The organism is Ottowia sp., assembly GCF_047601385.1.
In the GTDB taxonomy this organism is placed as follows: Bacteria; Pseudomonadota; Gammaproteobacteria; order Burkholderiales; family Burkholderiaceae_C; genus Ottowia.
In genome coordinates this window covers 2,683,320-2,705,913 of the sequence record NZ_JASGJP010000001.1, presented here as the reverse complement: position 1 = coordinate 2,705,913, position 22,594 = coordinate 2,683,320, and the positions used below count along the sequence as shown (strand labels likewise).

Below are 22,594 nucleotides of genomic sequence, written 5' to 3'. Positions count from 1 at the left end.
CCGATTGAGAAGCTCGACGAACGACTGATCCTGCGCTGAGCCTGTCGTGCACCCTGCGCACGACGAGGCAGCCATGCGCGCAAGACCCAAAGCGGAACTGGTACCGACAGATGCCGAGCACCGCGATCTGCCGGCGCTGGCGCGGCGTCGCAAGACCGCGCAGGCCGCGGCGCTGCGGGCGCGCATCGTGCGGGCATGCGCCGAAGGCATCGAGAACAACGCCGTGGCCCAGCGGCGGCAGGTCGCCAGGCAGACCGTCTCCCAGTGGCGTGGCCGTTTCGTGCGCGAGCGGCTGGACGGCTTGCTGGATGCACCTCGCTCTGGCGCACCGCGCACCATCGGCGATGCCCGGGTTGAAGCAGCGGTGGCCCGCACCCTGGAGTCCAGACCAGCCGGCGCGACGCACTGGAGCACCAGGCCGATGGGGCGCGAGATGGGCATGCCGCAGAACGCGGTGCCGCGCAAGCGGCCGATACCCGCCGGCGGTTCGAAGTGACGGCGTGACGCGGCTCAGGCCGCGCGCGGCCTGACCTTCCCCGCCGCTTCTTTCGCCCGCGCCCGCGCCGTCTCCACGTCCGCATCCCGCGCCAGCGCCACGCCCATGCGGCGCTTGGTGAAGCTCTCGGGCTTGCCGAACAGGCGCAGGTCGGTGCCGGGCACACTCAACGCTTCATCCACGCCGTCGAACCCGATGCCCTGGGCATCCACGCCGCCATAGATGACCGCGCTGGCGCCGGGCGTCTTCAGGCCCGTGTCCACCGGCAGGCCGAGGATGGCGCGGGCGTGCAGCTCGAACTCGCTCTGCCACTGGGTGATCATGGTCACCATGCCGGTGTCGTGCGGGCGCGGGCTGACCTCGCTGAACCACACGCGGTCGCCCTTGACGAACAGCTCGACGCCGAACACGCCCTGGCCGCCCAGGTCGTCCGTCACCGCCTGGGCGACGCGCTGCGCCTCGTGCAGGGCGGCGTCGGTCATGGGGTGCGGCTGCCAGCTTTCCACGTAATCGCCGGCAACCTGCAAGTGGCCGATGGGCGCGCAGAAGTGCGTCTCTACCCGCCCGCCCTCGCCCAGCGCGCGCACGGTGAGCAGGGTGATCTCGTAGTCGAAGTCGATGAAGCCCTCGACGATCACGCGGCCGTGGCTGACGCGTCCGCCCTGCATCGCATAGTCCCACGCCTTCCGCACGTCGGCGGGTGAATCGATCCTGCTCTGGCCCTTGCCGCTGCTGCTCATCACGGGCTTGACGATGCACGGGTAGCCGATGCCGCCATCGATCGCTGCTTGCAGCTCCGCCAGCGAGTCGCAGAACTTGTAGGGGCTGGTGGGCAGCGCCAGCGTCTCGGCGGCCAGCCGGCGGATGCCTTCGCGGTCCATCGTCAGGCGCGCGGCGCGGGCGGTGGGGATGACGCGCACCACGCCTTCCGCCTCCAGCGCTTGCAGCACGGGCGTGGCGATGGCCTCGATCTCGGGCACCACCAGGTCGGGGCGCTCCCGCTCGATCAGCGCGCGCAGCGCGGCCGGGTCGCTCATGGCGATGGTGCGCGCGTGGTGCGCCACCTGCTGGCCGGGCGCATGGTCGTAGCGGTCGACGGCGATGGTCTCCACGCCCAGGCGCTGCAGGGCGATGATCACTTCCTTGCCCAGCTCGCCGCTGCCCAGCAGCATGACGCGGGTGGCCGTGGGCGACAGCGGGGTGCCGAGGGTGGTCATGGTCGATTCCTGATTTTGCTATGAATTCAGAAGCTGCCAGCGCTTGCCAGTCAATCCCTGGAGGCCGATTTGGCTTGCAACCCTCAACCGAGCGCGCGGCCCATCGCCTCGCCCATGCGGATGGCGTGGCCGGGCGCCCAGTCGGGGTTGAAGCGCAGCGTGCCGTGCGGCCACAGCAACACCACGGTGGAGCCGAGCAGGAAGCGCCCCATCTCGGCACCCTGCGCCAGGTCGATGGCCTGGCCGGTGTAGTCGTGGCGCTGCACGCTGCCCGGGCGCGGCGGGTTGACCACGCCGTGCCACACGGTGGCCATGCTGCCAACGATGGTGGCGCCCACCAGCACCAGCGCCATCGGGCCGCGCGCGGTGTCGAACAGGCACACCACGCGCTCGTTACGCGCGAACAGCCCCGGCACGCCGCGCGCGGTGACGGGGTTGACGGAGAACAGGTCGCCCGGCACGTAGACCATGCGCAACAAGCGCCCGGCGCAGGGCATGTGGATGCGGTGGTAGTCGCGCGGGCTGAGGTACAGCGTGGCGAACAGGCCGTTCTCGAACTCCGCCGCCAGCGCCGCGTCGCCCGCCAGCAGCGCGCGCGTGCTGTAGGCGTGGCCCTTGGCCTGGAAGATCTGGCCCTGCGCGATGGGCCCGAGCTGGCTGATGGCGCCGTCCACCGGGCACACGTAGTCGGTCGGCGCCAGCGGGCGGGCACCGGCGCGCAGCGGGCGGGTGAAGAAGTCGTTGAAGCTGGCGTAGCTCTCGATGCGCGGGTCGGCCGCCTCCCGCATGTCCACGCCGTAGCGGGCGACGAAGCGGCGGATCACCGCCTGCGTCAGGCGGCCCCCGCGTGCACCGGCCAGAACCCCCAAGCACCGGGTGAGTGCGCGCTTGGGCAGCAGATATTGAGGCAGTACGGCAAGGCGGGGGGAGGGCAAGGCAGGACACGGAAAAGCTGGGGCCAACCCATTCTAGGGCCGCGCCGGCTGTCGCCCGCAGCCATCATCGGCGTGAATTCGGTCATGTTGGCAAAAGCGAAGGTGCGCCGACTCGCCATCGTAGGTAATTGTGAGTTTTTGTGTGTGGCGCACCAAGAATGTGACGGAAAGAATCAGTATGGTTTTTGTTTACACATTTGGAACACCCATGGCAACGCACCTTCAGGCCTCCGAAGCCAGGCCACCTCGCCGCCCTCCCCCTCTTCTCGCGACGCGCTGGCTGGTACGCGGCGGCGTGGCCCTGGCCGCGCTGGCGTTTGCTGCGGGGGCTTCCGCTCAGAGCTTCCTGGCCAACAAGAAGTTCAACGACACCGAAGTCACCGCCAACAGCAGCACGACGCTGACCTTCGACCTGTTCAACTCGCGTGCCGAGAACCTGAACGCCACGCTGACCGACACCCTGCCCGTCACCACCCCCGCCGGCCAGCTCTGGTTCTCGACGACCGACACGGCCACGCCGATCCAGGGCAGCGCCACCCCCGCAGGAGGCTGCACCACGGGCACGGTGACGTTCTCCGATTTTCTGGATGCACCCGACAACACCAAGGCGCAGACCATCACCATCACCAACGCCGTGGTGCCGCCGCGGCCCTCGGGCACCGTGCAGCCGAACTGCCAGATTGCCATTCCGGTGTACACCGGCGCCGTCAGCACGGACGAGAACGTGACCAACTCGGTGCTTGGCACCGCAGCCACCGCCAGCAACGGCAGCGAAGTCTTCGAATCGAACGACTTCAGTGCCACCCTGCGCATTCTCGCGCCGGTGAACCCGCTGCCGGTCACCAAGGCGTTCTCGCCCGCGCTGGTCGCGGGCGGTGGGCAGTCCACACTGACCATCACCGTGAGCAACAACGCCCGCAATCCGCAGGTGGCGTTGAGCGGGGTGACCTTCACCGACACCCTGCCGTCCGGCCTGACCGCGGCCGCCGCACCGACCTTCAGTTCGGGCTGCGGCTCTCCCTCCACCACGACGGCCGCCGGCGCGACGACCGTGCAGATGAGCGGCGGGACCATCGCGATCGGGGCGACCTGTACCGTCACGGTGCTGGTGAACGCGCCCAACACCACCGAGGCACTGGTCAACACCATTGCCACAGGCGGCGTGACGGCAACCGGCGGCTACAGCAACACCGTGCAGGCGCAGGCAACGCTGAACGTGCGCAGCGAAATCAAGATGACCAAGGCGTTCGGCAACAACGGCGGCACGTCCGACTGGCGGACGGTTGACCAGCCGGTGCCCGCCAACCTGTACGGCACCACCTTCAGCACCACCAACGCCACGGCCAGCGTCAACCAGCCGGTGGCGGTGCGGGTGTATTTCAGCAACCCCACCACCACCGCGCTGACCGGCGGCTCCATCGTCGACACGCTGCCGGGCGACACCGTCGCGGTCGGCGGCGCCGTCACGGGCTCCTGCCTGGACCTGCCGACGGCATCGATCGCCGCCGGCTCGACGACGGTTTCGATCACCGGCTTCACCGTGCCCGCCGCCACCGATGGCCAGCCCAGCAGTTGCTACGTCCAGTTCTACGTCAAGACGACGGCGGCGATGAGCCCGGCCATCAACTCGCTCTCGGTGGGCACCAACGGCAACGTCACGTTCACGAACACCGACTCGACGGTCTTCCCCGATCAGTCCACCTCGGCCCGACTGGTCACCACGGCGACCGGCCCTGGCCCAGGCTATGGGCGCTTGGCCACGACCAAGAGCTTCATCACCACCAATGGCAGCACCGGCACCTCGTACACCGGCGACGCGCTCAGCCAGGCCGCGCACGTGAACAAGGACGAAGAGTTCTGGATGCGCGTGGCGGTCCGCAACACCACGTACGACGTCGATTACGAGAGCGGCTCCATCACCGACACCCTGCCTGCCGGCCTGAGGGTCGTCAGCCCGCTGACCGTGCGCGTCATGCAGAACCCCCCGTCGCCGTTTGGCAACGGCGCGACGGTGACCTCCGGCTGCAGCGTGCCGGGCAGCGTCAGCGTCAGCGGCAGCACCATCACCTACAGCGGCTGGACCCTGCTCAACGCCGCCGGCCCCAACAACACCAGCCCCTGGAACGTGGGCTGCTTCTACAACATCCTGCTGGAGAGCGACGACACCGCCAACGACGCCGGCATCGATGCCATCAACCGCATCCTGGCGGACGACGTCAGCGCCACGCCCGTGGGCACCACGGAAACGGTGACCGCCTCGGGCGACGTGGCGGCGCGCGTCATCGTGCGCTCCGACCTGGACACCACCAAGTCGTTCAGCCCCAGCACCATCGCCATGGGCGAGGGCGCCGTCACGCGCCTGACCATCGCCTTCAACAACAAGTCGGCCGACCCCATCACCGGCCTGGCCGTGACCGACCCGCTGCCCTCCAGCGCCAGCTTCGGCGCGCTCACGGTCGCCGACCCGCCCAACACCAGCAACACCTGCGGCGGCACCTTGACGGCCACCGCCGGCAGCGACAGCGTGAGCCTGGCGGACGGCACCGTGCCGGGCGGCACCGTGACGGTCCCTGGCAGTTGCCAGATCGAGGTTGACGTGGTGAGGACCGGCGGCACCGTGGGCACCGCCAGCATCACCAACACCATCGCCGCCGGCGCGGTCACCAACACCCAGGGCCAGAGCAACCTGGAGCCGGTCACCGCCACCGTGACCAAGGGCGGCGACGTGGGCATCAACGTGGTCAAGAGCTTCGCCGAAAGCAGCGCCCTGGGCGGCCGCGCCGTGCCGCTGACGCTGGACTTCTCGGCCACCTCGGGCAGCACCGGCGCGCAGGACCAGATCACCCTGACCGACAACCTGCCCGAGGGCATGCTGGTGGCCCTGGAGCCGAACATTTCGACCACCTGCGTGCAGGCCGATGGCACCACCCCCGCCGACGTGACCATCGCAGCCGATCGCGCATCGTTCACGATCTCGGGCTTCTACTTCGCGGCCTACAGCGACGGCGCCGTGCCGCACAACCGCTGCAGCGTGACGATGAGCATGGTGCTGACCACGACCGGCAACAAGACCAACGTCATCCCGGCCGGCGCGATCTCGACCGATGTGTTCTCGACGAACCCGAGCTCGACGCAAGCCACGCTGTCGGCGCAGCCCAACACGGCCCTGCAGAAGCAGTTCAGCCCCAGCGAGGTGGCGGCCGGCGAGACCAGCACGCTGACGCTGAGCATCGTCAACGTCAACACCGAGGCACGCACCGACTTCGAGCTGACCGACACCTTCCCCGCCGGCATGACCGTGGCGGGCCAAGGGACGACCACCTGTGGCGACGGCGTGGTGAGCGGCGCCGTGGGCAGCGGCGCGATCTCGATCACCGGCGGCGACGTCGGCGCCAACGAGACCTGCACCATCACGGTGCTGGTGAGGGCAGCCAGCCAGGGCACCTACGTCAACGGCCCGTACAACATCACGGCGACGACCTACATCGACACGTCCGAGGGCATCGACGAGCTGGAAGTGACCCCGCCCCCGCCGACGCCGCCGGCCCCGATCCCCACGCTGGGCGAATGGGCCATGCTGCTGCTGATGGCCACGCTGGCCGGCCTGGGCGGCATGCGCCTGCGCCGCCGCCGCTGACACCGGTTGCGCAAACTGAAAAGCCGCCCTTCGGGGCGGCTTTTTCTTTGGGCGCTCGGGAGCCGTTGCGGCGCTGCTGGATGCTACCTCTTCAGTAGCATCCAGCGCTTGTCTGACGGGCGCTGGGGGCCGATTTGGCTTGCATCTCTCAATCCAGCGTGATGTTCTTGCGCTCGATCAGCTTCTGGTACATCCGGCCCTTGGCGCGCGCCTGCTGGACGATCTCCTCGGGCGGCCAGTTGACGTATTCGAAGGCGAAGGTGTCCATGCGCGCCTTGATCTCGGCGTCCTGCATGACCTGGGCCACGTCCTGCGCGATCTTCGCGCGCAGCGCGGGGGCGATGCCCCGGGGCGCGGCCAGCACGACGAAGGAGCTCTGCGCGAAGTCCTTCGGCCCGCCCGCCTCGGCCACGGTGGGCACGTCGGGCAGCTGCGGGATGCGCTTGGGCGCCGCCACGCCCAGGTAGCGCACCTTGCCCGCCTTGTACACGCCCTGGCTGGACGGGATGGAGCCCAGCGCCCAGGCGATGTCGCCGCCGGCCAGCGCGGTGAACATCTGGCCCGAGTCTTTGAACGGGATGTGCTGCAGCTCGATGCCGGTGGCCAGCTCCAGCTGCTCGCCGCCCAGGTGGCCGGGGCTGCCGATGCCCCAGGAGCCGTAGGCCACCTTGCCGGGCTGCGCCTTGGCGGCGGCAACGAGGTCGCCCACGCTCTTCCAGGGCGAGGCGGTGGGCACGGTGACGAGGAAGGGCGTGTTGTAGAGCGAGGCCACCGGGTCGTACACCTCCAGCGTCTGGAAGTTGCGCGACTTGTAGAGCAGCGGCAGCGCGACCAGTTGCTCGCTGTCGAGCTGCACCAGGGTGTAGCCGTCGGCCGGCAAACGGCGCGTGGCCTCGAACACGACGAAGCCGCCGGCGCCGGGGCGGTTCTGCACCAGCACGGGCTGCTTCCATTTCTGGCCCAGCTTGTCGGTGATGGCGCGCAGCAGCGCATCGGGGCCGCTGCCGGGCGGAAACGGGGTGAAGACGTTGACGGGCTTGTTCGGGAACTCGCCCTGCGCGAGGGCGGGGCCGGCCAGGCAGGCGGCGGCGAGCAGGGCCAGCGCGGGGCGGCGCATCAGGCGGGAACGGAAGGTGGGCATGGACAGTCTCCTGAGTGGTTGTTACAGGGGCGAATCTATGGGAGAAGCGGACACGAAGACCGCGCGTGGTCAGCCGGCGATCAGCTCGCCGACGGGGAGGCGCCCCACCACGCCGGGCCCACCGCGTCCATCATGGTCAGTTCGTCGGACAACACGGCGCGGCGGCGCGCGGCCTCGCCCACGCCAGCGCGGCGGCCAGTCCGCCGATGCCGCTGCCGCCGCCGACGACGGTCATGCGGCTCGGCGAACTCATCCGCCTATTCCGGCTGGCCGATGGTCAGGGCGATCTCGCCCACGCCGTCGATGCGGCCGGTGATCTTCTCGCCCGGCTTGACGGGGCCCACGCCCTCGGGCGTGCCGGTGTAGATCAGATCGCCCGGTTGCAGGTGGTAGTACTGCGAGAGGTTGGCGACGATCTCGGGCACGCTCCAGATCAGGTCCTTCAGGTCGGCGTTCTGCTTCAGCGCGCCGTTCACGCTGAGCTGGATGTTGCCGCTCCTGGGGTGGCCGATCTCGCTGGCGGGCACCAGGGGGCTGATGACGGCGCTGTGCTCGAAGTCCTTGCCGAAGTCCCAGGGCCGGCCCATCTCGCGCGACTTGATCTGAAGGTCGCGCCGCGTCATGTCCAGCCCGCAGGCGTAGCCCCACACGCAGTCCTCGGCCTGCTCAGGCGCCACGCGGAAGGCCGGCTTGCCGAGGGCGATGACCAGCTCCATCTCGTAGTGGTAGTTCTGCGTGCCCAGCGGGTAGGGGATGGTGGCGCCGGTGGCGATCAGGTCGATGGGCGTCTTGTTGAAGTAGAAGGGCGGCTCGCGGTCGGGGTCGAACCCCATCTCGCGCGCATGGGCGGCGTAGTTGCGGCCGACGCAGAAGATGCGGCTGACGGCGTACAGCCGGCTGGCGCCGCGCACGGCGACGGCGGCCTGCGGGGCGGGCGGGAAAACGTAGTCGGTCATGATGATTGCTCTTTCTTTGATAGCTGCCGGCGCTTGACTGGCGGGCGATATGGGCTAAAAGTCTTCATAAAAGCCGAGCGCGCGCTGCATCGGCGCGTCGTCCACGTGGAACAGGTAGGCGTCCTGCCCCTGGGCGCGGTGCGTGACGGCGGCGTGCGTCGGGATCGCCAGCGTATCGCCTTCCGACCAGGCGAGCGTGGTGCCGTCGATGACCGACTCGCCCCGCCCCTCGATGACGTGGATCACGCTGCTGGCCGAGCGCCTGCGCGGGTTGAAGTCCTGCCCCGCGCGCAACCGCTGCGCCGAGAAGCCCAGGGTGGCGAGGCAGGGCAGGCCGGTCTCGGGGTTGACGTAGGCGAGCCGCACCGCCTCGTCCTTCGGCGTGACGGCGGCCAGCGCGCCCAGCGCCTCGCGCACGTCCGCCCACGGGAAGCGGATCTGCGGGTACTTCGGCCGCAGCGCGGCGCCCAGCGAGGCGTAGGGCAGCAGGCCGGCGCGGCGGTATTTGGTCTGCGAGGCGTCTTCCTCGGGGCGCACTTGCTGGTTGGGGCCTTCGATGGCGTAGGAGGCTTCCATGGCGTAGACCATCGGCAGGTCCAGCGCGTCCAGCCACACCACCGGGCCGCTGCCTTCGTGGCCGTGCTCGTGCCAGTTGAGCGCGGGCGTCAGGATCAGGTCGCCCTTGTGCATGGGGCACTTCTCGCCGTTGACGGTGGTGTAGCCGCCCTCGCCCTCGATCACGAAGCGCACCGCCGTCGGCGTGTGGCGGTGGTTGGGCGCCACCTCGCCCGGCAGGATGAGTTGCAGGCCGACGTAGATGGTGGGCGTGGCCACCAGCTTGTCCAGCCCGTGGCCGGGGTTGCACAGCACCAGCACGCGGCGCTCGGCCTTCTCGATCGGCGTCAGCTCGCCGGCGCGCAGCAGGTGCGGGCGGATGTCCTGGTAGCGCCACATGAAGGGCTGGGTGGCGCGCGCCGGTTTGTCGCGCGGCAACAGCCCGCGCAGCTGCGGCCACAGCGGCGCCACCGACAGGTCGTGGATGGCCTTCACGTAGTCGGGTGGCAGGTCTTCCAGCCGGCCCAGCGATTCGGCGTGCCCTAACGAATTGACGGCGCCTGGCGGGTTCATGGGGCTTGTCTCCTGGTGCGGCGCCGCGACTGCGCGCCGTTTGATATGCATGCTTATCATTCTAGGGAATTGACCCGCGTCATGCAAGCGGGCGGGCGCCGCCGCGCGGGCACAATGCCGGCCATGCCCGCGCCCGCCCTGCTCGACGTGCACGACCTCGCCAAGAGCTACGCCGGCGCGCGCGTGGTCGATGGCGTGTCGCTGCGCATCGCGCCCGGCGAATGCCTGGGCGTGATCGGCCCCAACGGCGCCGGCAAGACCACCACCCTCCGCGCCTGCCTCGGCCTGACGGCGCCGGATGCGGGCCAGATCCGCTACTTCGTGCAAGCCGACGGCGGCGCGCTGGAGATGCCGCGCGACGCGCTCGCCATCAAGGCGCGGCTGGGCGTGGTGGCGCAGTTCGATTCGCTCGACCCCGATTTCACCTGCGCCGAGAACCTGTTCGTCTTCGGCCGCTACTTCGGCCTGACGCGCGCGCAGATGGCCGAGCGCGTGCCGCAGCTGCTGCACTTCGCCGCGCTGGGCCACAAGGCCGACGTGCGGCCGCAGGAGCTGTCGGGCGGCATGCGGCGGCGCCTGTCGCTGGCGCGCGCGCTCATCAACAACCCCGACCTGCTGCTGCTCGACGAGCCCACCACCGGGCTCGACCCGCAGGCGCGCCACCTGATGTGGGAGCGGCTGCAAATGCTGCTGACCGGCGGCAAGTCGATCCTGCTGACCACGCACTTCATGGACGAGGCCGAGCGCCTGTGCCACCGCCTGCTGGTGCTGGACCGCGGCCGCAAGATCGCCGAGGGCCGCCCGCGCGAACTGATCGCCGAGCACCTGGAGCCCGAGGTGGTGGAGGTCTACGGCCAGGGCGCGCACGCGCTGGCCGACGCTCCGGACGCAATCCGCCACGCCGAGCGGGTGGAAAAGAGCGGCGAGACGGTGTTCTTCTACACCCGCCACGCGCGCCCGCTGCTCCAGGCGCTGGAAGCCTGGCCGCAACTGCGCACGCTGCACCGGCCGGCCAACCTGGAGGACCTGTTCCTGAAGCTCACCGGGCGGCAGATCAGGGAGGATGGCTGAGATGCAGCACGCCGCATCCACTGCACAAAGCCCCTCTCCCCTCGCGGGAGAGGGGTGGGGGAGAGGGGGAGGCCCAGGCGCCGCGTTTGCCGTGCGTACATACAGGCGCCGCCGCCCCCTCTCCCCTGCCCTCTCCCGCAAGGGGAGAGGGAGCCTGGCCCCGTCCTGTTCCATGTGCGGCGCCGCGGACCACTGACATGAACGAACCTTCCATCTGGTCCCCCCCGCGCCTGTCGATGCGCTGGTGGCCGGTGTTCCGGCGCAACCTGCTGATGTGGCGCAAACTGGCCGTGCCCAGCCTGCTGGCCAACATCGGCGAGCCGCTGATGTGGCTGGTGGCCTTCGGCTACGGGCTGGGCTCGCTGGTCGGAAAGGTGCCGACGCACGGCCAGGAGGTGCCCTACCTGCTGTTCCTCGCCAGCGGCTCGATCTGCATGAGCGCCATGAACGCGGCCAGCTTCGAGGCGCTGTATTCCGCCTTCTCGCGCATGCACGTGCAGAAGACCTGGGACGGCATCCTGAACGCGCCCGTGCAGCTCGACGACGTGGTGCTGGCCGAGATGCTGTGGGCCGGCTTCAAGGCGCTGTTCTCGGTGGCCGCCATCCTGGGCGTGATGCTGGCGCTGGGCATCAGCCACAGCCCCAAGCTGGCACTGGTGCTGCCCGTGCTGCTGCTGGCCGGCATCACCTTCGCCAGCATGGCGCTGGTGTTCAACGCCAAGGCCAAGGGCTACGACTTCTTCACCTACTACTTCACCGTGGTGCTGTCGCCGATGATGTTCCTCTCCGGCGTGTTCTTCCCGCGCGAGCAGCTGCCGGCCTTCGCCCAGGCCATCACCGGCTGGCTGCCGCTGTCGGCGGCGGTGGACCTGGTGCGGCCGCTGTTCCTGGACCAGTGGCCCGAGCACGCGGCGCGCCACCTGGCGGTGCTGGCGGCGTATGCCGTGGTCAGCTTCTGGGTAGCATTGGCGTTCACGCGGCAGCGCTTCAGGCGCTAGCATTTACATAGCTGCCAGCGCTTGCCAGACGGGCGTTGGAGGCCGATTTGGCTTGAATTTCTTTTGACCTTTCATCGATTGGAGAACACCACATGAGCATCACCACCGTCGGCATCGTCGGCGCCGGCACCATGGGCAACGGCATCGCGCAGGCCTGCGCGACTTCGGGCATCCACGTCGTCATGGTCGACATCGCCCAGGCGGCGGTGGACAAGGGCCTGGCCACCGTCGGCAAGAGCCTCGACCGCCTGGTCGCCAAGGAGAAGATGAGCGAGGCCGACAAGGCCGCCGCGCTCGGCCGCATCAAGGGCTCGACCAGCTACGACGACCTGAAGGCCGCGCAGCTGGTGATCGAGGCCGCCACCGAGAACCACGCGCTGAAGAACAAGATCCTCCAGCAGCTCGACGGCCTGCTGGCGCCCGAGGTCATCATCGCCACCAACACCTCGTCGATCTCCATCACGCAGCTGGCGGCCGTCACGGCGCGGCCCGATCGCTTCGTGGGCATGCACTTCTTCAACCCGGTGCCGATGATGGCGCTGGTGGAGATCATCCGCGGCCTGCTGACCAGCGACGAGACGCATGATGCCGTCAAGGCGCTGGCCCAGAAGCTGGGCAAGACGCCCATCACGGTGAAGAACGCGCCCGGCTTCGTCGTCAACCGCATCCTGGTGCCGATGATCAACGAGGCCTTCTTCGTGCTGGCCGAGGGCCTGGCCACGCCCGAGGACATCGACGCCGGCATGCGCCTGGGCTGCAACCACCCCATCGGCCCGCTGGCGCTGGCCGACATGATCGGCCTGGACGTTTGCCTGGCGGTGATGGAGGTGTACCTGAACGAATTCGGCGACAGCAAGTACCGCCCCTGCCCGCTGCTGCGCGAGTACGTGGCCGCCGGCCAGCTCGGCCGCAAGACCGGGCGCGGCGTGTACCACTACTGAGCCTGGGGGCACGCACCATGCCGCTCACCGCCGCCACGCTGGTCACGCCCCAGGGCGATCCCCTGCCCGACCCGGCCGCCACCACCGCCGAAGCGCTGGGCTGGATGCGCGGCTTCCCGCCGCCGCCCGAGCGGCGCGTGCGCTTCGACGACCCCGCCGGCTACGGCAGCTTTCCGCGCAACCGCTGGGCGTTCTCGCACATGCGCGAGCTGGCGCCCACCGCCAACGTCTGGCGCGGCGCCGGCGCGCCCCGGCCGCTGCCGGCGGCGGCGCGGCCGATCGACCCGCGCACGGTGCGCTTCGCCGCCATGGGCACTGGCGAGGAATCCGACTTCGCCGAGATGCTGTGGCACACCTACGCCGACAGCGTGATCGTGCTGCACCGGGGCGAGGTGGTCTACGAAGCCTATTGGGGCGAAGGCCGGCCCGAGCGCCCGCACATCTGCTACTCGGTCACCAAGTCCTTCGTCGGCATCCTGGCCGCCGCGCTGGCGGCCGAGGGGCAACTGGACCCGAGCGCCCTGGTGCCGCGCTACCTGCCCGAGATGGCCGGCAGCGCCTACGCCGACGCCACGCTGCGCGACGTGATGGACATGCGCATCGGCGTGCAGTATTCCGAGGTCTACACCGACCCGCGGGCCGAGGTGCACGACTACGCCCGCGCCGGCGGCCTGCTGCCGCGCCCGGCGGGCTACGCCGGCCCCGGCTGCTTCTGCGACTTCCTGCCCACGCTGCGCAAGCAGGGCGCGCATGGCGCGGGCTTCACCTACAAGACCGTCAACACCGAGGTGCTGGCCTGGGTGCTGCGGCGCGTCAGCGGCCTGCCGCTGGCCGAGCTGCTCAGCCAGCGCATCTGGCAGCCCATCGGCGCCGAGCAGGACGCCTACTTCCTGGTCGATGCCCTCGGCACCGAATGCGGCGGCGGCGGCCTGAACTGCACGCTGCGCGACCTGGCGCGCTTCGGCGAGCTGATGCGGTGCGGCGGCCGCGTGGACGGCGCGCAGGTGCTGCCCGCCGCCGCCATCGCCGAGACCGCCGCCGGCGGCAGCCCCGCAGCCTTCACGGCGGGCGGCTACGACCAGCTCGCCGGCTGGTCGTACAGGAACATGTGGTGGGTCACGCACAACCCGCACGGCGCCTGCATGGCGCGCGGCATCCACGGCCAGAGCCTGTACGTGGACCCGAAGGCCGAGATGGTGATCGCCCGCTTCGCCGCCCACCCCTGGGCCAGCAGCATCGGCAACGACCCGCTCACGCTGCCGGCCTTCCACGCCATGGGCGAGGCGCTGCTGGCGAGAGGCTAGGAGTCTGCGCGGCAGAACCTGCGCCGGCTGCAACGCGCGAGAAAACGGTCCATCGCGGCGCTACCGCCTGCGCCCAGGGGGCCTACCCTGGGCTTGTCGGTATCACCACGCTGTCCTCGTTTTTCGCGCGTTTCGCTTCGGCGGCTTCTGCCGCGCAGACTCCTAGTCCACTGAAACAGAAGAACTGGATGTGATGCGGCGCCCCGGATCGGAGTACTTCCACATGATGGGCTTGGCTTGCTGGTTGTACTGGCGGATGTATCGCATGAGCTTCTTGTCGAGGTCCTTGGTGGACGTGAAGATGCCGCGGGTGATCACGTCGCGCTGGATGCGGGCGAACCAGTTCTCGACCTGGTTCAACCAAGACGAGTACGTGGGGGTGTAGTGGATTTGCACGTGACGATGCTTGGCCAGGAACTGCTCGACCAGTTCGGTCTTGTGGCTGCTGACGTTGTCGCAGATGACGTGAATCTCGCGCCGCGGCGATTGCGAGGAGACGATGTCTTGCAGGAACGCGACGAACTGTTCGCTGGTGTGGCGCGCAGCTGTCTTGCCCAGCACCTGGCCCGTGGCTGTGTTCAGCGCGGCGAACAGGCTCAGGGTGCCATTGCGCTTGTACTCGAACCCATGGCTTTCGGCGCGGCCCGGCGACAGCGGCAGCATCCGGTCCTTGCGGTCCAGGGCCTGGATGGCGGTCTTCTCATCGACGCAGAAGACGACCGCGTGTGCCGGCGGACTCAGGTACAGACCGATCACGTCGGCCGCCTTGGCCTCGAAGTCGGGATCGTTGGACACCATGTGGCGCTCCAAACGGTGAGGCCGCACCCCGTGCTTGCTCCAGATACGCTGCACGGTCATGAAGGAGATATCGCCGAGTTCCGCAGCGAGCTTGCGGCTGCTCCAGTGCGTGGACCCATCCTTGGGCTTGTGCTTGAGCGTACGGTCCAACACCCGTGCCTCCAGGCGCGCCACCGGCTTGGTCGGCTTGCGGCCCGGATAAAGCGACACCAGGCCCGCCGCGCCTTGCTCGCCATACGCGGTCGTCCAACGGGTGACGAACGCGTCGTTGCAAGCCAGCTTCGAGCGGATGTCTACCCGCCGCTGGCCATCGGCCCAAAGCAGAACACACCGTGCGCGGCGCGCCTGCGCCGCCCCACCGCTGTGCTTGCGCAGCATCGCTTCAAGTTCCTCGCGTTGGTCGGGCGTCAGCATGATTCGTTGCATGCCTCATCATCTGAGGTCAATGCATCCGATTTCAATGTTTCAATGGACTAGGGCGTGTTCACACGCATGGCGTTCATGACAGAACGTGGCGACATGCCTGCCCGGCGCGCTTTCAGTTGCTCAGTGCGGTTTGCGCAAACACCTTGCGGGCTTCGGCGTCCGGCACGGGCTGGCCGGTGCGGCGCGCTTGCGCGGACACGATGGCGCAGCCGCTGCCGGGCCGCAGCCAGCGGGCCAGTTGCTGCAGTTGCAGCAGTTCCTCACCCGCGCCTGTGGTGGCGGCGAGGTGCCCGTCCGCCTGCTGGCCCGGCGTCTTGCTGGCGGCGTCGGCCAGGGAGGGGTCCGCGCCATGCCGGCACAGGACGAGTGCACGTCCGACGCCGGAGTCGTGCAGCGCGGTCCGGCCGTCGGCTGACTGCGCGTCGACGGCCGCTCCGCGCGCCAACAGCAGCGTGAGGGTGTCGTCGAAGCGCGCCTCGTGCAGGGGCGTGCGGCCGCGCTGCTCGCAAGGGGCGGCGCAATCGTTACGCGCATTGACGTCGGCGCCGTGGTCGAGGAGCCAACCCGCCACCTTGGCGTTGTCGTCGACCGCCGCCAGATGCAGCAAGGTCTGCCCGTCCAGGCGAACTTTCAGGTCGGCGCCGGCGGCGGCCAGCGCGTCCAGCATCGGAATCGGTTCGATCTGGCGCTGCACCGCGTCGTGGATCAGATAGCGGCCCTGCCAGGCGCTCTCGCCCGTGCGGGCCCGGTGGTCCATGCGCGCCTGCGACCGCTCGTGCGCCTGCGGGTACACCTTGGTGTGCACGGCGGCCGGGTCGCGCCGCACGGCCTTGCGAAACCGCTCGACATCGCCTGCCCGGACGGCGTTGACGACGTCCTGCGGGGTGCCTTCCCAGAAGCCGTAGGCCGCGACGGCGAGGATAGAGAACACCACCAGGTAAGGGCCGACGGGGATTCGCATAGGCGCACTTTATTCGGATTCGGAGGGCTTGCCGGATGCCAGAACCCTTGCTGTTTCCCGAAGGGGCGACGCGCCCCTGGAAACGGCGCTGGCAGGCCCTGGCGCCCTAGAGTCTGAGCCGCGCCAACGCATCCTTCACGTCGGCCACGCTGAGGATCTCGCTCAGCACCACGGGCGGCTGGCCCGGCGCCTGCAACAGGTACACCGGCACGCCGCCGCGGCCGAGCTTCTGCAACTCGGCGGTGATGGCGGCGTCGCGCCGCGTCCAGTCGGCGCGCAGGGTCTGAACGCGCGCGGCGTCCAGCGCGTCCAGCACCTCGGCGCTGGCCAGCGTGGTCTTCTTGTTGTACTGGCAGGTCACGCACCAGGCGGCGGTGAAATCGACGAACACCGGCTGCCCGCCCGCCAGCGCGGCCTGCGCGCGCCCGGCCGACCAGGGCTGCCAGCGGCCGGCGGCCGCGGTGGGCGCGTCCTGCGCCGGCAGCGGGTGAGTGACCGACGGCCCCACCCAGGCCAGCAGGCCGGCGCCCACGCCCAGCGCCACGGCGCCCAGCCCCAGGCGCAGACGGCCGGACAGCCCCAGCGTCCACAGCAGCAGCGCCAGCGCCACCAGCAGCGCCAGCAGGGCGGCCGCGCCGTCGATGCCGCTCTGCTGGCCCAGCACCCACAGCAGCCAGGCCACGGTGCCGAACATGGGGAAGGCCAGGAAGCGCCGCAGCACGTCCATCCACGCGCCCGGGCGCGGCAGCAGGCGCGCCACCGCCGGCCACCAGCTGGCCGCCAGGTAGGGCAAGGCCAGCCCCACGCCGATGGCGGCGAACACCCCCAGCGCCTGCGCCGCCGGCAGGCCCACCGCCAGGCCGAGCGAGGCGCCCATGAACGGCGCCGTGCAGGGCGAGGCCACGGCCGTGGCCAGCACGCCGGAGAGAAAGGCGTTGACCACCGGGTGGCGCGCCTCCAGCGCGGCCACGCTGCCGGGCAGCAGGCGGCCGAACTCGAACACGCCCGCCAGGTTCAGCCCGATCACGGCGAACAGCACCGCCAGCGCCGCCACCACCGCCGGCGACTGCAACTGAAAACCCCAGCCCACCGCCTCGCCGGCGGCGCGCAGGCCCAGCATCAGCGCGCCCAGCGCCAGGAACGACAGCACCACGCCGGCGCCGTAGGCCAGCCCGCCGACGCGGTGCGCACGGCGGTCGCCTGAGTGCTGCGCGAAGCCCAGCACCTTGATGGCGAGCACCGGGAACACGCAGGGCATCAGGTTCAGCACCATGCCGCCGACCAGCGCGCCGAGCAGCGCCAGCACGAAGGTGCCGGCGGGCACGGCGACCGCCTGGGCGGGCGCGGGCGCGGCGGCGGCGTTGGCCTGCAGCGCCGCCTCCAGCGCGGGCGACACGCCGGCCAGCGGCGCCAGCGCCGGCCAGGCGCCGGCCACCGGCGCCTCGGCGCGCCAGCCCTGCGTGCCGGCCACCAGCACCAGCGGCAGGGTGGACGGGCTTTCGGCGCGGTCGGGCGACACGGGCAGGTCGGCGGTCCAGACCTCGCCGTCCCAGCGCTGGCTCCAGGTCTTCGGGCCGACCGGCTCACCCGGCTTCACCGGCTCGGCGGCGGTGACGATGACGCCGGGCGTCTCGGGGAACAGTTCCAGCGCCTGCCCGCGCACGGCGGCGGGCAGGCCGGCCACGCGCACCGCCAGGCGCTGGCCGCCGCCCTTCACTTCCACCTGGTGCGCGCCCTGCACGGGCTCGGGCTGCGCCTTCAGCGCGGCGTCGAAGGCGGCGGCGTGCAGCGCGGTGGAGCTGCGCAGCGGCAGCTTCAGGCTGAACGCGCCCTCTTGCGGGATGCATTCCTGCCGGCACACCAGCCAGCTGGCCTTGAGCTGGATATCCAGTGAATCGGCCAGCGGGCCGGGCTTGTATTCGGGCGTGATGATCAGCGGCACCGGCAGCAGCACCGTGCCCTCGTAGCCGTAGTTGGCCAGGTGGCCGATGGGGATCTTCCTGGGCAGCGGCCAGGCGATGTCGCCGGCCATCACGCCGGGCGGCAGCGTCCAGGTGAGTTCAGTGGGCAGGCCGGAGTCGCCGGAGTTCTTCCAGTAGGTGTGCCAGTCGGGCGCGTGCTCGATTTGCAGGCCCACCCAGACCGGCTGGCCCTGGGCGGCCTCGGGTGCCACGCCCACCGGCACGCCCTGCGGCGCGTGCGCCAGCAAGGTGGCGTGGACCTGCTCGGTGCGCACTTCGGGTTTAGTGACATTTTGGGCTCCAGCGCTTATTGGACAAGCGCCAGCAGCTATCACTGATATAGCAAACAACCAGAACGAGAAACGCCGCGGCAACATGGTCAGCAAGGCAGAAAAGGCCATCAGGTGGGAGAGCGGGCGCCGGGTTTGGTTCCTGTGTCGGACGGCACCGCGAATTCAGGTGCGGCCGCAGGTTTTAAGCCACGCTGGCGGTGCAAATGTCGCACAGACGTGGTAGGTTTGCCTCAGCCGATTGGAATGGCCGTGCCCGGCAGACCCTGCAATTCTGCCGCGCCAGATGCAAGGAGCCCGCGCACATGCGAATTTCCGCCACTTCCCCACTCGATGCCGCCCTCGCGCCCTGGGCCGAGCGGCTGCGCCAGCGGCTCGACGTGCCGCTGCTGGTGCGCTGGAACGGCGGTGCCGGCCTGCGCCTCTCCCGGTCCGACACCCCGCCGCGCGTGGTGGTGGACGTGCGCGACGCCACCGGCGCCGGAGCGCTGCTGGCCCCCTCGCTGGACCACCTCGGCCACGCCTACGTCGAGGGCCACCTCGACGTGGCCGGCAGCGCGCACGACATCGTGGACGTGGCGCACCGCCTGGCCGAGATCGGCGACAGCGCCGACGGGCAGCCCGGCTGGGTGCGGCGCATGGCCTGCCGGGTGGCCGACGCCGTCAGCCACACGCGCCACGCCGACCGCCAGGCCATCCAGTACCACTACGACGTCTCCAACGACTTCTACGCCGAGTGGCTGGACCCGGCCATGGTGTATTCGTGCGCCTACTTCGAGCAGGGCAGCGAGACCCTGGCCGAGGCGCAGGTGAAGAAGATCGACCACATCCTGACCAAGATCCGCCTGCAGCCCGGCCAGCGCCTGCTGGACATCGGCTGCGGCTGGGGCGCGCTGGTGCTGCGCGCGGCGCAGCAGTTCGGCGCCCGCTGCGTGGGCATCACGCTGTCGCAGCGCCAGTTCGACCTGGCCACCGAGCGCGTGCGCGCCGCCGGCCTGCACGACCGCATCGAGATCCGCCTGCAGGACTACCGCGACGTGCGCGGCCCGTTCGACCGCGTCACCAGCGTCGGCATGTTCGAGCACGTGGGCCTGAAGAACCTCCCCGGCTACTTCCGCATCATCCACGACCTGCTGGCGCCGGGCGGCTGGGCCATGAACCACGGCATCACCTCCACCGACCCGGCCAACGGCGAGACCAGCCACGGCGGCGGGCGCTTCATCGAGCAATACGTGTTTCCGCAGGGCGAGCTGCCGCACATCGGCACCGTGCTGACCGCCCTGCAGGAGGGCGGGCTGGAGCCGTTCGACATCGAGAACCTGCGCCGCCACTACGCGCGCACCCTGCAATGCTGGAGCGACGCCTTCGAGGCCCGCAGCGAGCGCCTGCGCGCGATGGTGCCCGAGAAGACCTGGCGCATCTGGCGCATGTACCTGGTGGGCAGCCAGTGGGCCTTCGAGCACGACGAGATCGCGCTGTTCCAGGTGCTGTGCCGGCGCGCCGGCGGCGCGGCCGAGGCGCTGCCCTGGTCGCGGCGCTGGATGTACGAAGGCCGCGCGGGATGAGCAGGCATCGGTCATGATGCACGCCCTCATGAACCTGCCCACCCATCCGCCCGCCGCTCAAGCTCCCGCCGCACGCGCGGCCATGCCGGCCCGGCGTCTGGCGCTGTTGTTTGCCGCCATCGCCGCCCTGCTGCTGGCTCTGCTGGCCGCCGTGGTGCTGCTGGCGCTGCGCATGCACTTCGAGGCGCAGGGCCGCGCGCTGCTGCACCGCGAGCTGGCGCAGGCGCGGCAGGTGCTGGCCGGCGTGGACGACACCGCCGCGCTGGCCGCCATGCCGGCGCGCATGGCGGACGTCTTCGGCGCGCAGCCCGCGCTGGCGGTGCGCATCCAGGGTCCGCTGGGCCAGCCGCTGTACGAGAAGCTGCCCCGCGCCGCCCTGCCCCCCGCGCTGCTGGCGCAGCCGGCGCTGGCGCCGCCGGGGCCGCTGGTCACCTGGCAGGCCGACGGCACCCACTGGCGCGGCAGCGCGCTGGTGATGCGCATGCCGCTGGACGGCGCCGCGCCGCTCACGGTGGCGATGGCGCTGGAGGTGGAACACGACGAGGACTTCCTGCGCCATCTGCGCGTGGTGCTGGCGGCCTACGTGCTGCTGGCCGCGCTGGCGCTGGCGGCGCTGGCCGGGTGGCTGGGCCGCGCCCAAACGTAAGCTCACGTAAGATCGAGTGCCATGTCCGCCCGTCCGATCCTGCCTCCCCGCTCGCGCCAGTGGTCCGACCTGGCGACCACCGACTTCTCCACGCTCGACCTGGCGCGCGCCATCGCCGTGCTGCCGCTGGGCGCCACCGAGCAGCACGGGCCGCACCTGCCGCTGTCGGTGGACGCCAACCTGGCGCACAGCATGGTGGAGGCCAGCGCGCGCGCGCTTCCGCCCGATCTGCCGGTGCTGTTCCTGCCGGTGCAGCGCATCGGCTACAGCCCCGAGCACGGCGCCTACCCGGGCACGCTGAGCCTGAAGGCCGACACCGTGATCCGCCTGTGGACCGACATCGCCGAGGGCGTGTCCGCCAGCGGGGTGAACAAGCTGGTGCTGTTCAACACCCACGGCGGCAACGTCGGCCTGCTGGACGTGGTGGCGCGCGACCTGCGCGCGCGCCTGGGCATGCTGGCCTACAGCGTCAACTGGTTCGACCTGCCCCTGAAGACGCCCGAGGGCGAGGACGTGATGGCCCGCTTCACCCCCGAGGAGCTGCGCTTCGGCGTGCACGGCGGGCAGGTGGAGACGTCGATCATGATGGCCCTCAAGCCCCGGCTGGTGCGGCTGTCGAAGGCGCGCAACTTCGCCTCCAGTTCCGAGTCGCGCGCGCGCGACTTCCGCATCCTCGGCAACGGCAAGAGCGCCAAGCTGGCCTGGATGGCGCAGGACCTGCACCCCTCGGGCTGCGTCGGCAACGCCGTGGCGGCCAACGCGGACGACGGCGTGGCGCTGCTCGACGCGGCCGGCCGCGCGCTGGCCGAGCTGCTGGTCGAAATCGACCGGCTGCCGTCCACCACGCTCAGGGGCGTCGATGCGCCCGCGCCGCCGCCCGCCCAGGCCTAGGGATGCTCTTCACGAATCAGTCACTCGCGTGCTTGGTTGAATCTGCCCGGTGAGCGAACATGCGCCTCATGCAGCAAGACAGCCTTGGCCTTGGCACCAGCACCCGCCGCACACGCAAGCGCGAGTTCCTGGATCAGATGAATCGCGTCATCCCGTGGGTCGAGTTGGTTTGCCTGATCGAGCCCTACGCCCCCGAAGCCGGCCGGCGCGGCCAGCAGCCCTTTGGCGTCGAAGTGCTGCTGCGCATCCACTTCCTGCAGCAGTGGTTCAACCTGTCGGACCCGGCCATGGAAGAAGCACTGCACGACGTGCCCGTGTTTCGCGATTTCGCGCTCCTGAGCAACTGGGGCGACGCACTGCCCAGCGATTCGAGCATCCTGCGCTTTCGTCGCCTTCTGGAGCAACACAAGTTGGCCGATCAGATCCTGGCCACCGTCAACGACCTGCTCAGCGGCCGGGGCCTGCTCCTGAAGGCCGGCACCGTGGTGGATGCCACGCTCATTGCCGCACCCAGTTCGACCAAGAACAAGAACGGCGCCCGAGACCCCGAGATGCACCAGAGCAAGAAGGGCAACCAGTACTACTTCGGCATGAAGGGACACATCGGGGTGGATGCCGAGTCGGGGCTGGTGCACACCGTGCGCGGCACGGCCGGCAACGTCAGCGACGTGCTCGAGGGCAACAGCCTGCTGCATGGCCAGGAAGAGGTGGCCTTCGGGGATGCGGGCTACCAGGGGGTGGCCAAGCGCCCCGATGCGAACGCGAAAGTGACCTGGCATGTGGCGCTGGGCCCGGGCAAGCGCCGGGCGCTGGATGTGGACAACAACCCCATCGACGCGCTCACGCACAGGATCGAGAAGCTCAAGGCCAGCGTTCGGGCCAAGGTGGAGCACCCGTTTCGGGTGATCAAGCGCCAGTTCGGCCATGTGAAGGTGCGCTATCGGGGGCTGGCCAAGAACACGGCTCAACTCAAGACGCTGTTTGCGCTGAGCAATCTGTGGATGGTGCGCCACGTGCTGATGGGACAGGTGCGCCCGCAGCAGGGATGAAGGGCCCAAAGTGCCTGCCAGGAGCGTGTGCAAGCGCTCAAAACAGGCTGCCAGCGCATTCATTCGGCTCAGCGGCGCGCAAGCGATGAAATTTCCCACCGCCTCAGCACATCAGCACGCTCGCATGGGATTGGTGAAGAGCATCCCTAGGAGCAATACTGTTCACATTCGCATCACAGGCGA

The 22,594-nt window shown here is 70.0% G+C and carries 17 protein-coding genes and 1 pseudogene; 10 read left to right on the top strand and 8 right to left on the bottom strand.

Features of this window, described 5'->3' with window-relative positions; translation table 11 throughout:
• Positions 1 to 73: 73 nt before the first annotated feature.
• Positions 74 to 463 (top strand): annotated as a pseudogene (locus tag QM772_RS13195) (helix-turn-helix domain-containing protein); the annotation flags it as partial.
• A gap of 47 nt (positions 464 to 510) precedes the next feature.
• On the opposite strand, the gene purT reads toward QM772_RS13195, so the two are convergent.
• Complete coding sequence (purT, locus tag QM772_RS13190) at positions 511 to 1,713, bottom strand: formate-dependent phosphoribosylglycinamide formyltransferase (RefSeq protein ID WP_415137182.1); 1,203 nt, start codon at positions 1,711 to 1,713, stop codon at positions 511 to 513.
• Positions 1,714 to 1,796: 83 nt separating this feature from the next.
• On the bottom strand, positions 1,797 to 2,675 hold the full coding sequence (gene asd / locus QM772_RS13185) for an archaetidylserine decarboxylase (protein WP_415137180.1): 879 nt from the start codon (positions 2,673 to 2,675) through the stop codon (positions 1,797 to 1,799).
• 181 nt (positions 2,676 to 2,856) lie between these two features.
• Here asd and QM772_RS13180 point away from each other — a divergent pair, with 181 nt between their 5' ends.
• Positions 2,857 to 6,285: a beta strand repeat-containing protein gene (locus QM772_RS13180; protein WP_415137178.1), complete on the top strand. Its 3,429-nt coding sequence runs from the start codon at positions 2,857 to 2,859 to the stop codon at positions 6,283 to 6,285.
• A 148-nt stretch (positions 6,286 to 6,433) separates the two neighbouring features.
• Here QM772_RS13180 and QM772_RS13175 read toward each other — a convergent pair whose 3' ends face one another.
• The 3 genes from QM772_RS13175 to QM772_RS13165 form a co-directional block, all read right to left on the bottom strand.
• Positions 6,434 to 7,426: a tripartite tricarboxylate transporter substrate binding protein gene (locus QM772_RS13175; RefSeq protein ID WP_415137176.1), complete on the bottom strand. Its 993-nt coding sequence runs from the start codon at positions 7,424 to 7,426 to the stop codon at positions 6,434 to 6,436.
• Positions 7,427 to 7,683: 257 nt separating this feature from the next.
• On the bottom strand, positions 7,684 to 8,382 hold the full coding sequence (locus QM772_RS13170; protein WP_415137174.1) for a fumarylacetoacetate hydrolase family protein: 699 nt from the start codon (positions 8,380 to 8,382) through the stop codon (positions 7,684 to 7,686).
• 54 nt (positions 8,383 to 8,436) lie between these two features.
• Positions 8,437 to 9,510 carry a cupin domain-containing protein gene (locus QM772_RS13165; RefSeq protein ID WP_415137172.1) on the bottom strand — a complete coding sequence of 358 codons (1,074 nt, stop codon included), beginning with the start codon at positions 9,508 to 9,510 and terminating at the stop codon, positions 8,437 to 8,439.
• A 123-nt stretch (positions 9,511 to 9,633) separates the two neighbouring features.
• Here QM772_RS13165 and QM772_RS13160 point away from each other — a divergent pair, with 123 nt between their 5' ends.
• The 4 genes from QM772_RS13160 to QM772_RS13145 all read left to right on the top strand — a co-directional run bounded on the left by QM772_RS13160 (position 9,634) and on the right by QM772_RS13145 (position 13,824).
• Positions 9,634 to 10,581: an ATP-binding cassette domain-containing protein gene (locus QM772_RS13160; RefSeq protein ID WP_415137170.1), complete on the top strand. Its 948-nt coding sequence runs from the start codon at positions 9,634 to 9,636 to the stop codon at positions 10,579 to 10,581.
• 197 nt (positions 10,582 to 10,778) lie between these two features.
• Positions 10,779 to 11,579, top strand: coding sequence for an ABC transporter permease (locus QM772_RS13155; protein ID WP_415137168.1), 801 nt, complete (start codon positions 10,779 to 10,781; stop codon positions 11,577 to 11,579).
• 92 nt (positions 11,580 to 11,671) lie between these two features.
• On the top strand, positions 11,672 to 12,520 hold the full coding sequence (locus tag QM772_RS13150) for a 3-hydroxybutyryl-CoA dehydrogenase (protein ID WP_415137166.1): 849 nt from the start codon (positions 11,672 to 11,674) through the stop codon (positions 12,518 to 12,520).
• Positions 12,521 to 12,537: 17 nt separating this feature from the next.
• Positions 12,538 to 13,824: a serine hydrolase domain-containing protein gene (locus tag QM772_RS13145; protein ID WP_415137164.1), complete on the top strand. Its 1,287-nt coding sequence runs from the start codon at positions 12,538 to 12,540 to the stop codon at positions 13,822 to 13,824.
• A gap of 162 nt (positions 13,825 to 13,986) precedes the next feature.
• Here the strand turns inward: QM772_RS13145 and QM772_RS13140 are convergent, their stop codons facing one another.
• From QM772_RS13140 to QM772_RS13130, 3 genes are all read right to left on the bottom strand, one after another.
• Positions 13,987 to 15,048 (bottom strand): IS630 family transposase, encoded by a 1,062-nt coding sequence (locus tag QM772_RS13140; protein WP_415133872.1) that lies wholly within the window; start codon positions 15,046 to 15,048, stop codon positions 13,987 to 13,989.
• Between the two features lie 112 nt (positions 15,049 to 15,160).
• The gene (locus tag QM772_RS13135; RefSeq protein ID WP_415137162.1) at positions 15,161 to 16,009 is read right to left on the bottom strand and encodes an ankyrin repeat domain-containing protein; all 849 of its coding nucleotides are present in this window, start codon (positions 16,007 to 16,009) and stop codon (positions 15,161 to 15,163) included.
• A gap of 106 nt (positions 16,010 to 16,115) precedes the next feature.
• Positions 16,116 to 18,347: a protein-disulfide reductase DsbD family protein gene (locus QM772_RS13130; RefSeq protein WP_415139590.1), complete on the bottom strand. Its 2,232-nt coding sequence runs from the start codon at positions 18,345 to 18,347 to the stop codon at positions 16,116 to 16,118.
• 218 nt (positions 18,348 to 18,565) lie between these two features.
• Between QM772_RS13130 and QM772_RS13125 the strand changes: the two genes are divergently transcribed.
• The 4 genes from QM772_RS13125 (at position 18,566) to QM772_RS13110 (ending at position 22,411) form a co-directional block, all read left to right on the top strand.
• Positions 18,566 to 19,825, top strand: a complete 1,260-nt coding sequence (locus QM772_RS13125; protein ID WP_415137160.1) for a class I SAM-dependent methyltransferase — start codon at positions 18,566 to 18,568, stop codon at positions 19,823 to 19,825.
• A gap of 13 nt (positions 19,826 to 19,838) precedes the next feature.
• Entirely contained in the window at positions 19,839 to 20,471 is a 633-nt protein-coding gene (locus QM772_RS13120; RefSeq protein WP_415137158.1) for a hypothetical protein, read from the top strand.
• Positions 20,472 to 20,492: 21 nt separating this feature from the next.
• Positions 20,493 to 21,362, top strand: a complete 870-nt coding sequence (locus QM772_RS13115; RefSeq protein ID WP_415137156.1) for a creatininase family protein — start codon at positions 20,493 to 20,495, stop codon at positions 21,360 to 21,362.
• A 68-nt stretch (positions 21,363 to 21,430) separates the two neighbouring features.
• Positions 21,431 to 22,411 (top strand): IS5 family transposase, encoded by a 981-nt coding sequence (locus QM772_RS13110; RefSeq protein WP_415133009.1) that lies wholly within the window; start codon positions 21,431 to 21,433, stop codon positions 22,409 to 22,411.
• Positions 22,412 to 22,594 lie beyond the last annotated feature (183 nt).

Coding starts and splice junctions, on each gene's coding strand:
- purT (WP_415137182.1), bottom strand. CDS start 1,713: ATGACCACCCTCGGCACCCCGCTGTCGCCCACGGCCACCCGCGTCATG.
- QM772_RS13180 (WP_415137178.1), top strand. CDS start 2,857: ATGGCAACGCACCTTCAGGCCTCCGAAGCCAGGCCACCTCGCCGCCCT.
- QM772_RS13175 (WP_415137176.1), bottom strand. CDS start 7,426: ATGCCCACCTTCCGTTCCCGCCTGATGCGCCGCCCCGCGCTGGCCCTG.
- QM772_RS13170 (WP_415137174.1), bottom strand. CDS start 8,382: ATGACCGACTACGTTTTCCCGCCCGCCCCGCAGGCCGCCGTCGCCGTG.
- QM772_RS13165 (WP_415137172.1), bottom strand. CDS start 9,510: ATGAACCCGCCAGGCGCCGTCAATTCGTTAGGGCACGCCGAATCGCTG.
- QM772_RS13160 (WP_415137170.1), top strand. CDS start 9,634: ATGCCCGCGCCCGCCCTGCTCGACGTGCACGACCTCGCCAAGAGCTAC.
- QM772_RS13155 (WP_415137168.1), top strand. CDS start 10,779: ATGAACGAACCTTCCATCTGGTCCCCCCCGCGCCTGTCGATGCGCTGG.
- QM772_RS13150 (WP_415137166.1), top strand. CDS start 11,672: ATGAGCATCACCACCGTCGGCATCGTCGGCGCCGGCACCATGGGCAAC.
- QM772_RS13145 (WP_415137164.1), top strand. CDS start 12,538: ATGCCGCTCACCGCCGCCACGCTGGTCACGCCCCAGGGCGATCCCCTG.
- QM772_RS13140 (WP_415133872.1), bottom strand. CDS start 15,048: ATGCAACGAATCATGCTGACGCCCGACCAACGCGAGGAACTTGAAGCG.
- QM772_RS13135 (WP_415137162.1), bottom strand. CDS start 16,009: ATGCGAATCCCCGTCGGCCCTTACCTGGTGGTGTTCTCTATCCTCGCC.
- QM772_RS13130 (WP_415139590.1), bottom strand. CDS start 18,347: ATGTTGCCGCGGCGTTTCTCGTTCTGGTTGTTTGCTATATCAGTGATA.
- QM772_RS13125 (WP_415137160.1), top strand. CDS start 18,566: ATGCGAATTTCCGCCACTTCCCCACTCGATGCCGCCCTCGCGCCCTGG.
- QM772_RS13120 (WP_415137158.1), top strand. CDS start 19,839: ATGATGCACGCCCTCATGAACCTGCCCACCCATCCGCCCGCCGCTCAA.
- QM772_RS13115 (WP_415137156.1), top strand. CDS start 20,493: ATGTCCGCCCGTCCGATCCTGCCTCCCCGCTCGCGCCAGTGGTCCGAC.
- QM772_RS13110 (WP_415133009.1), top strand. CDS start 21,431: ATGCAGCAAGACAGCCTTGGCCTTGGCACCAGCACCCGCCGCACACGC.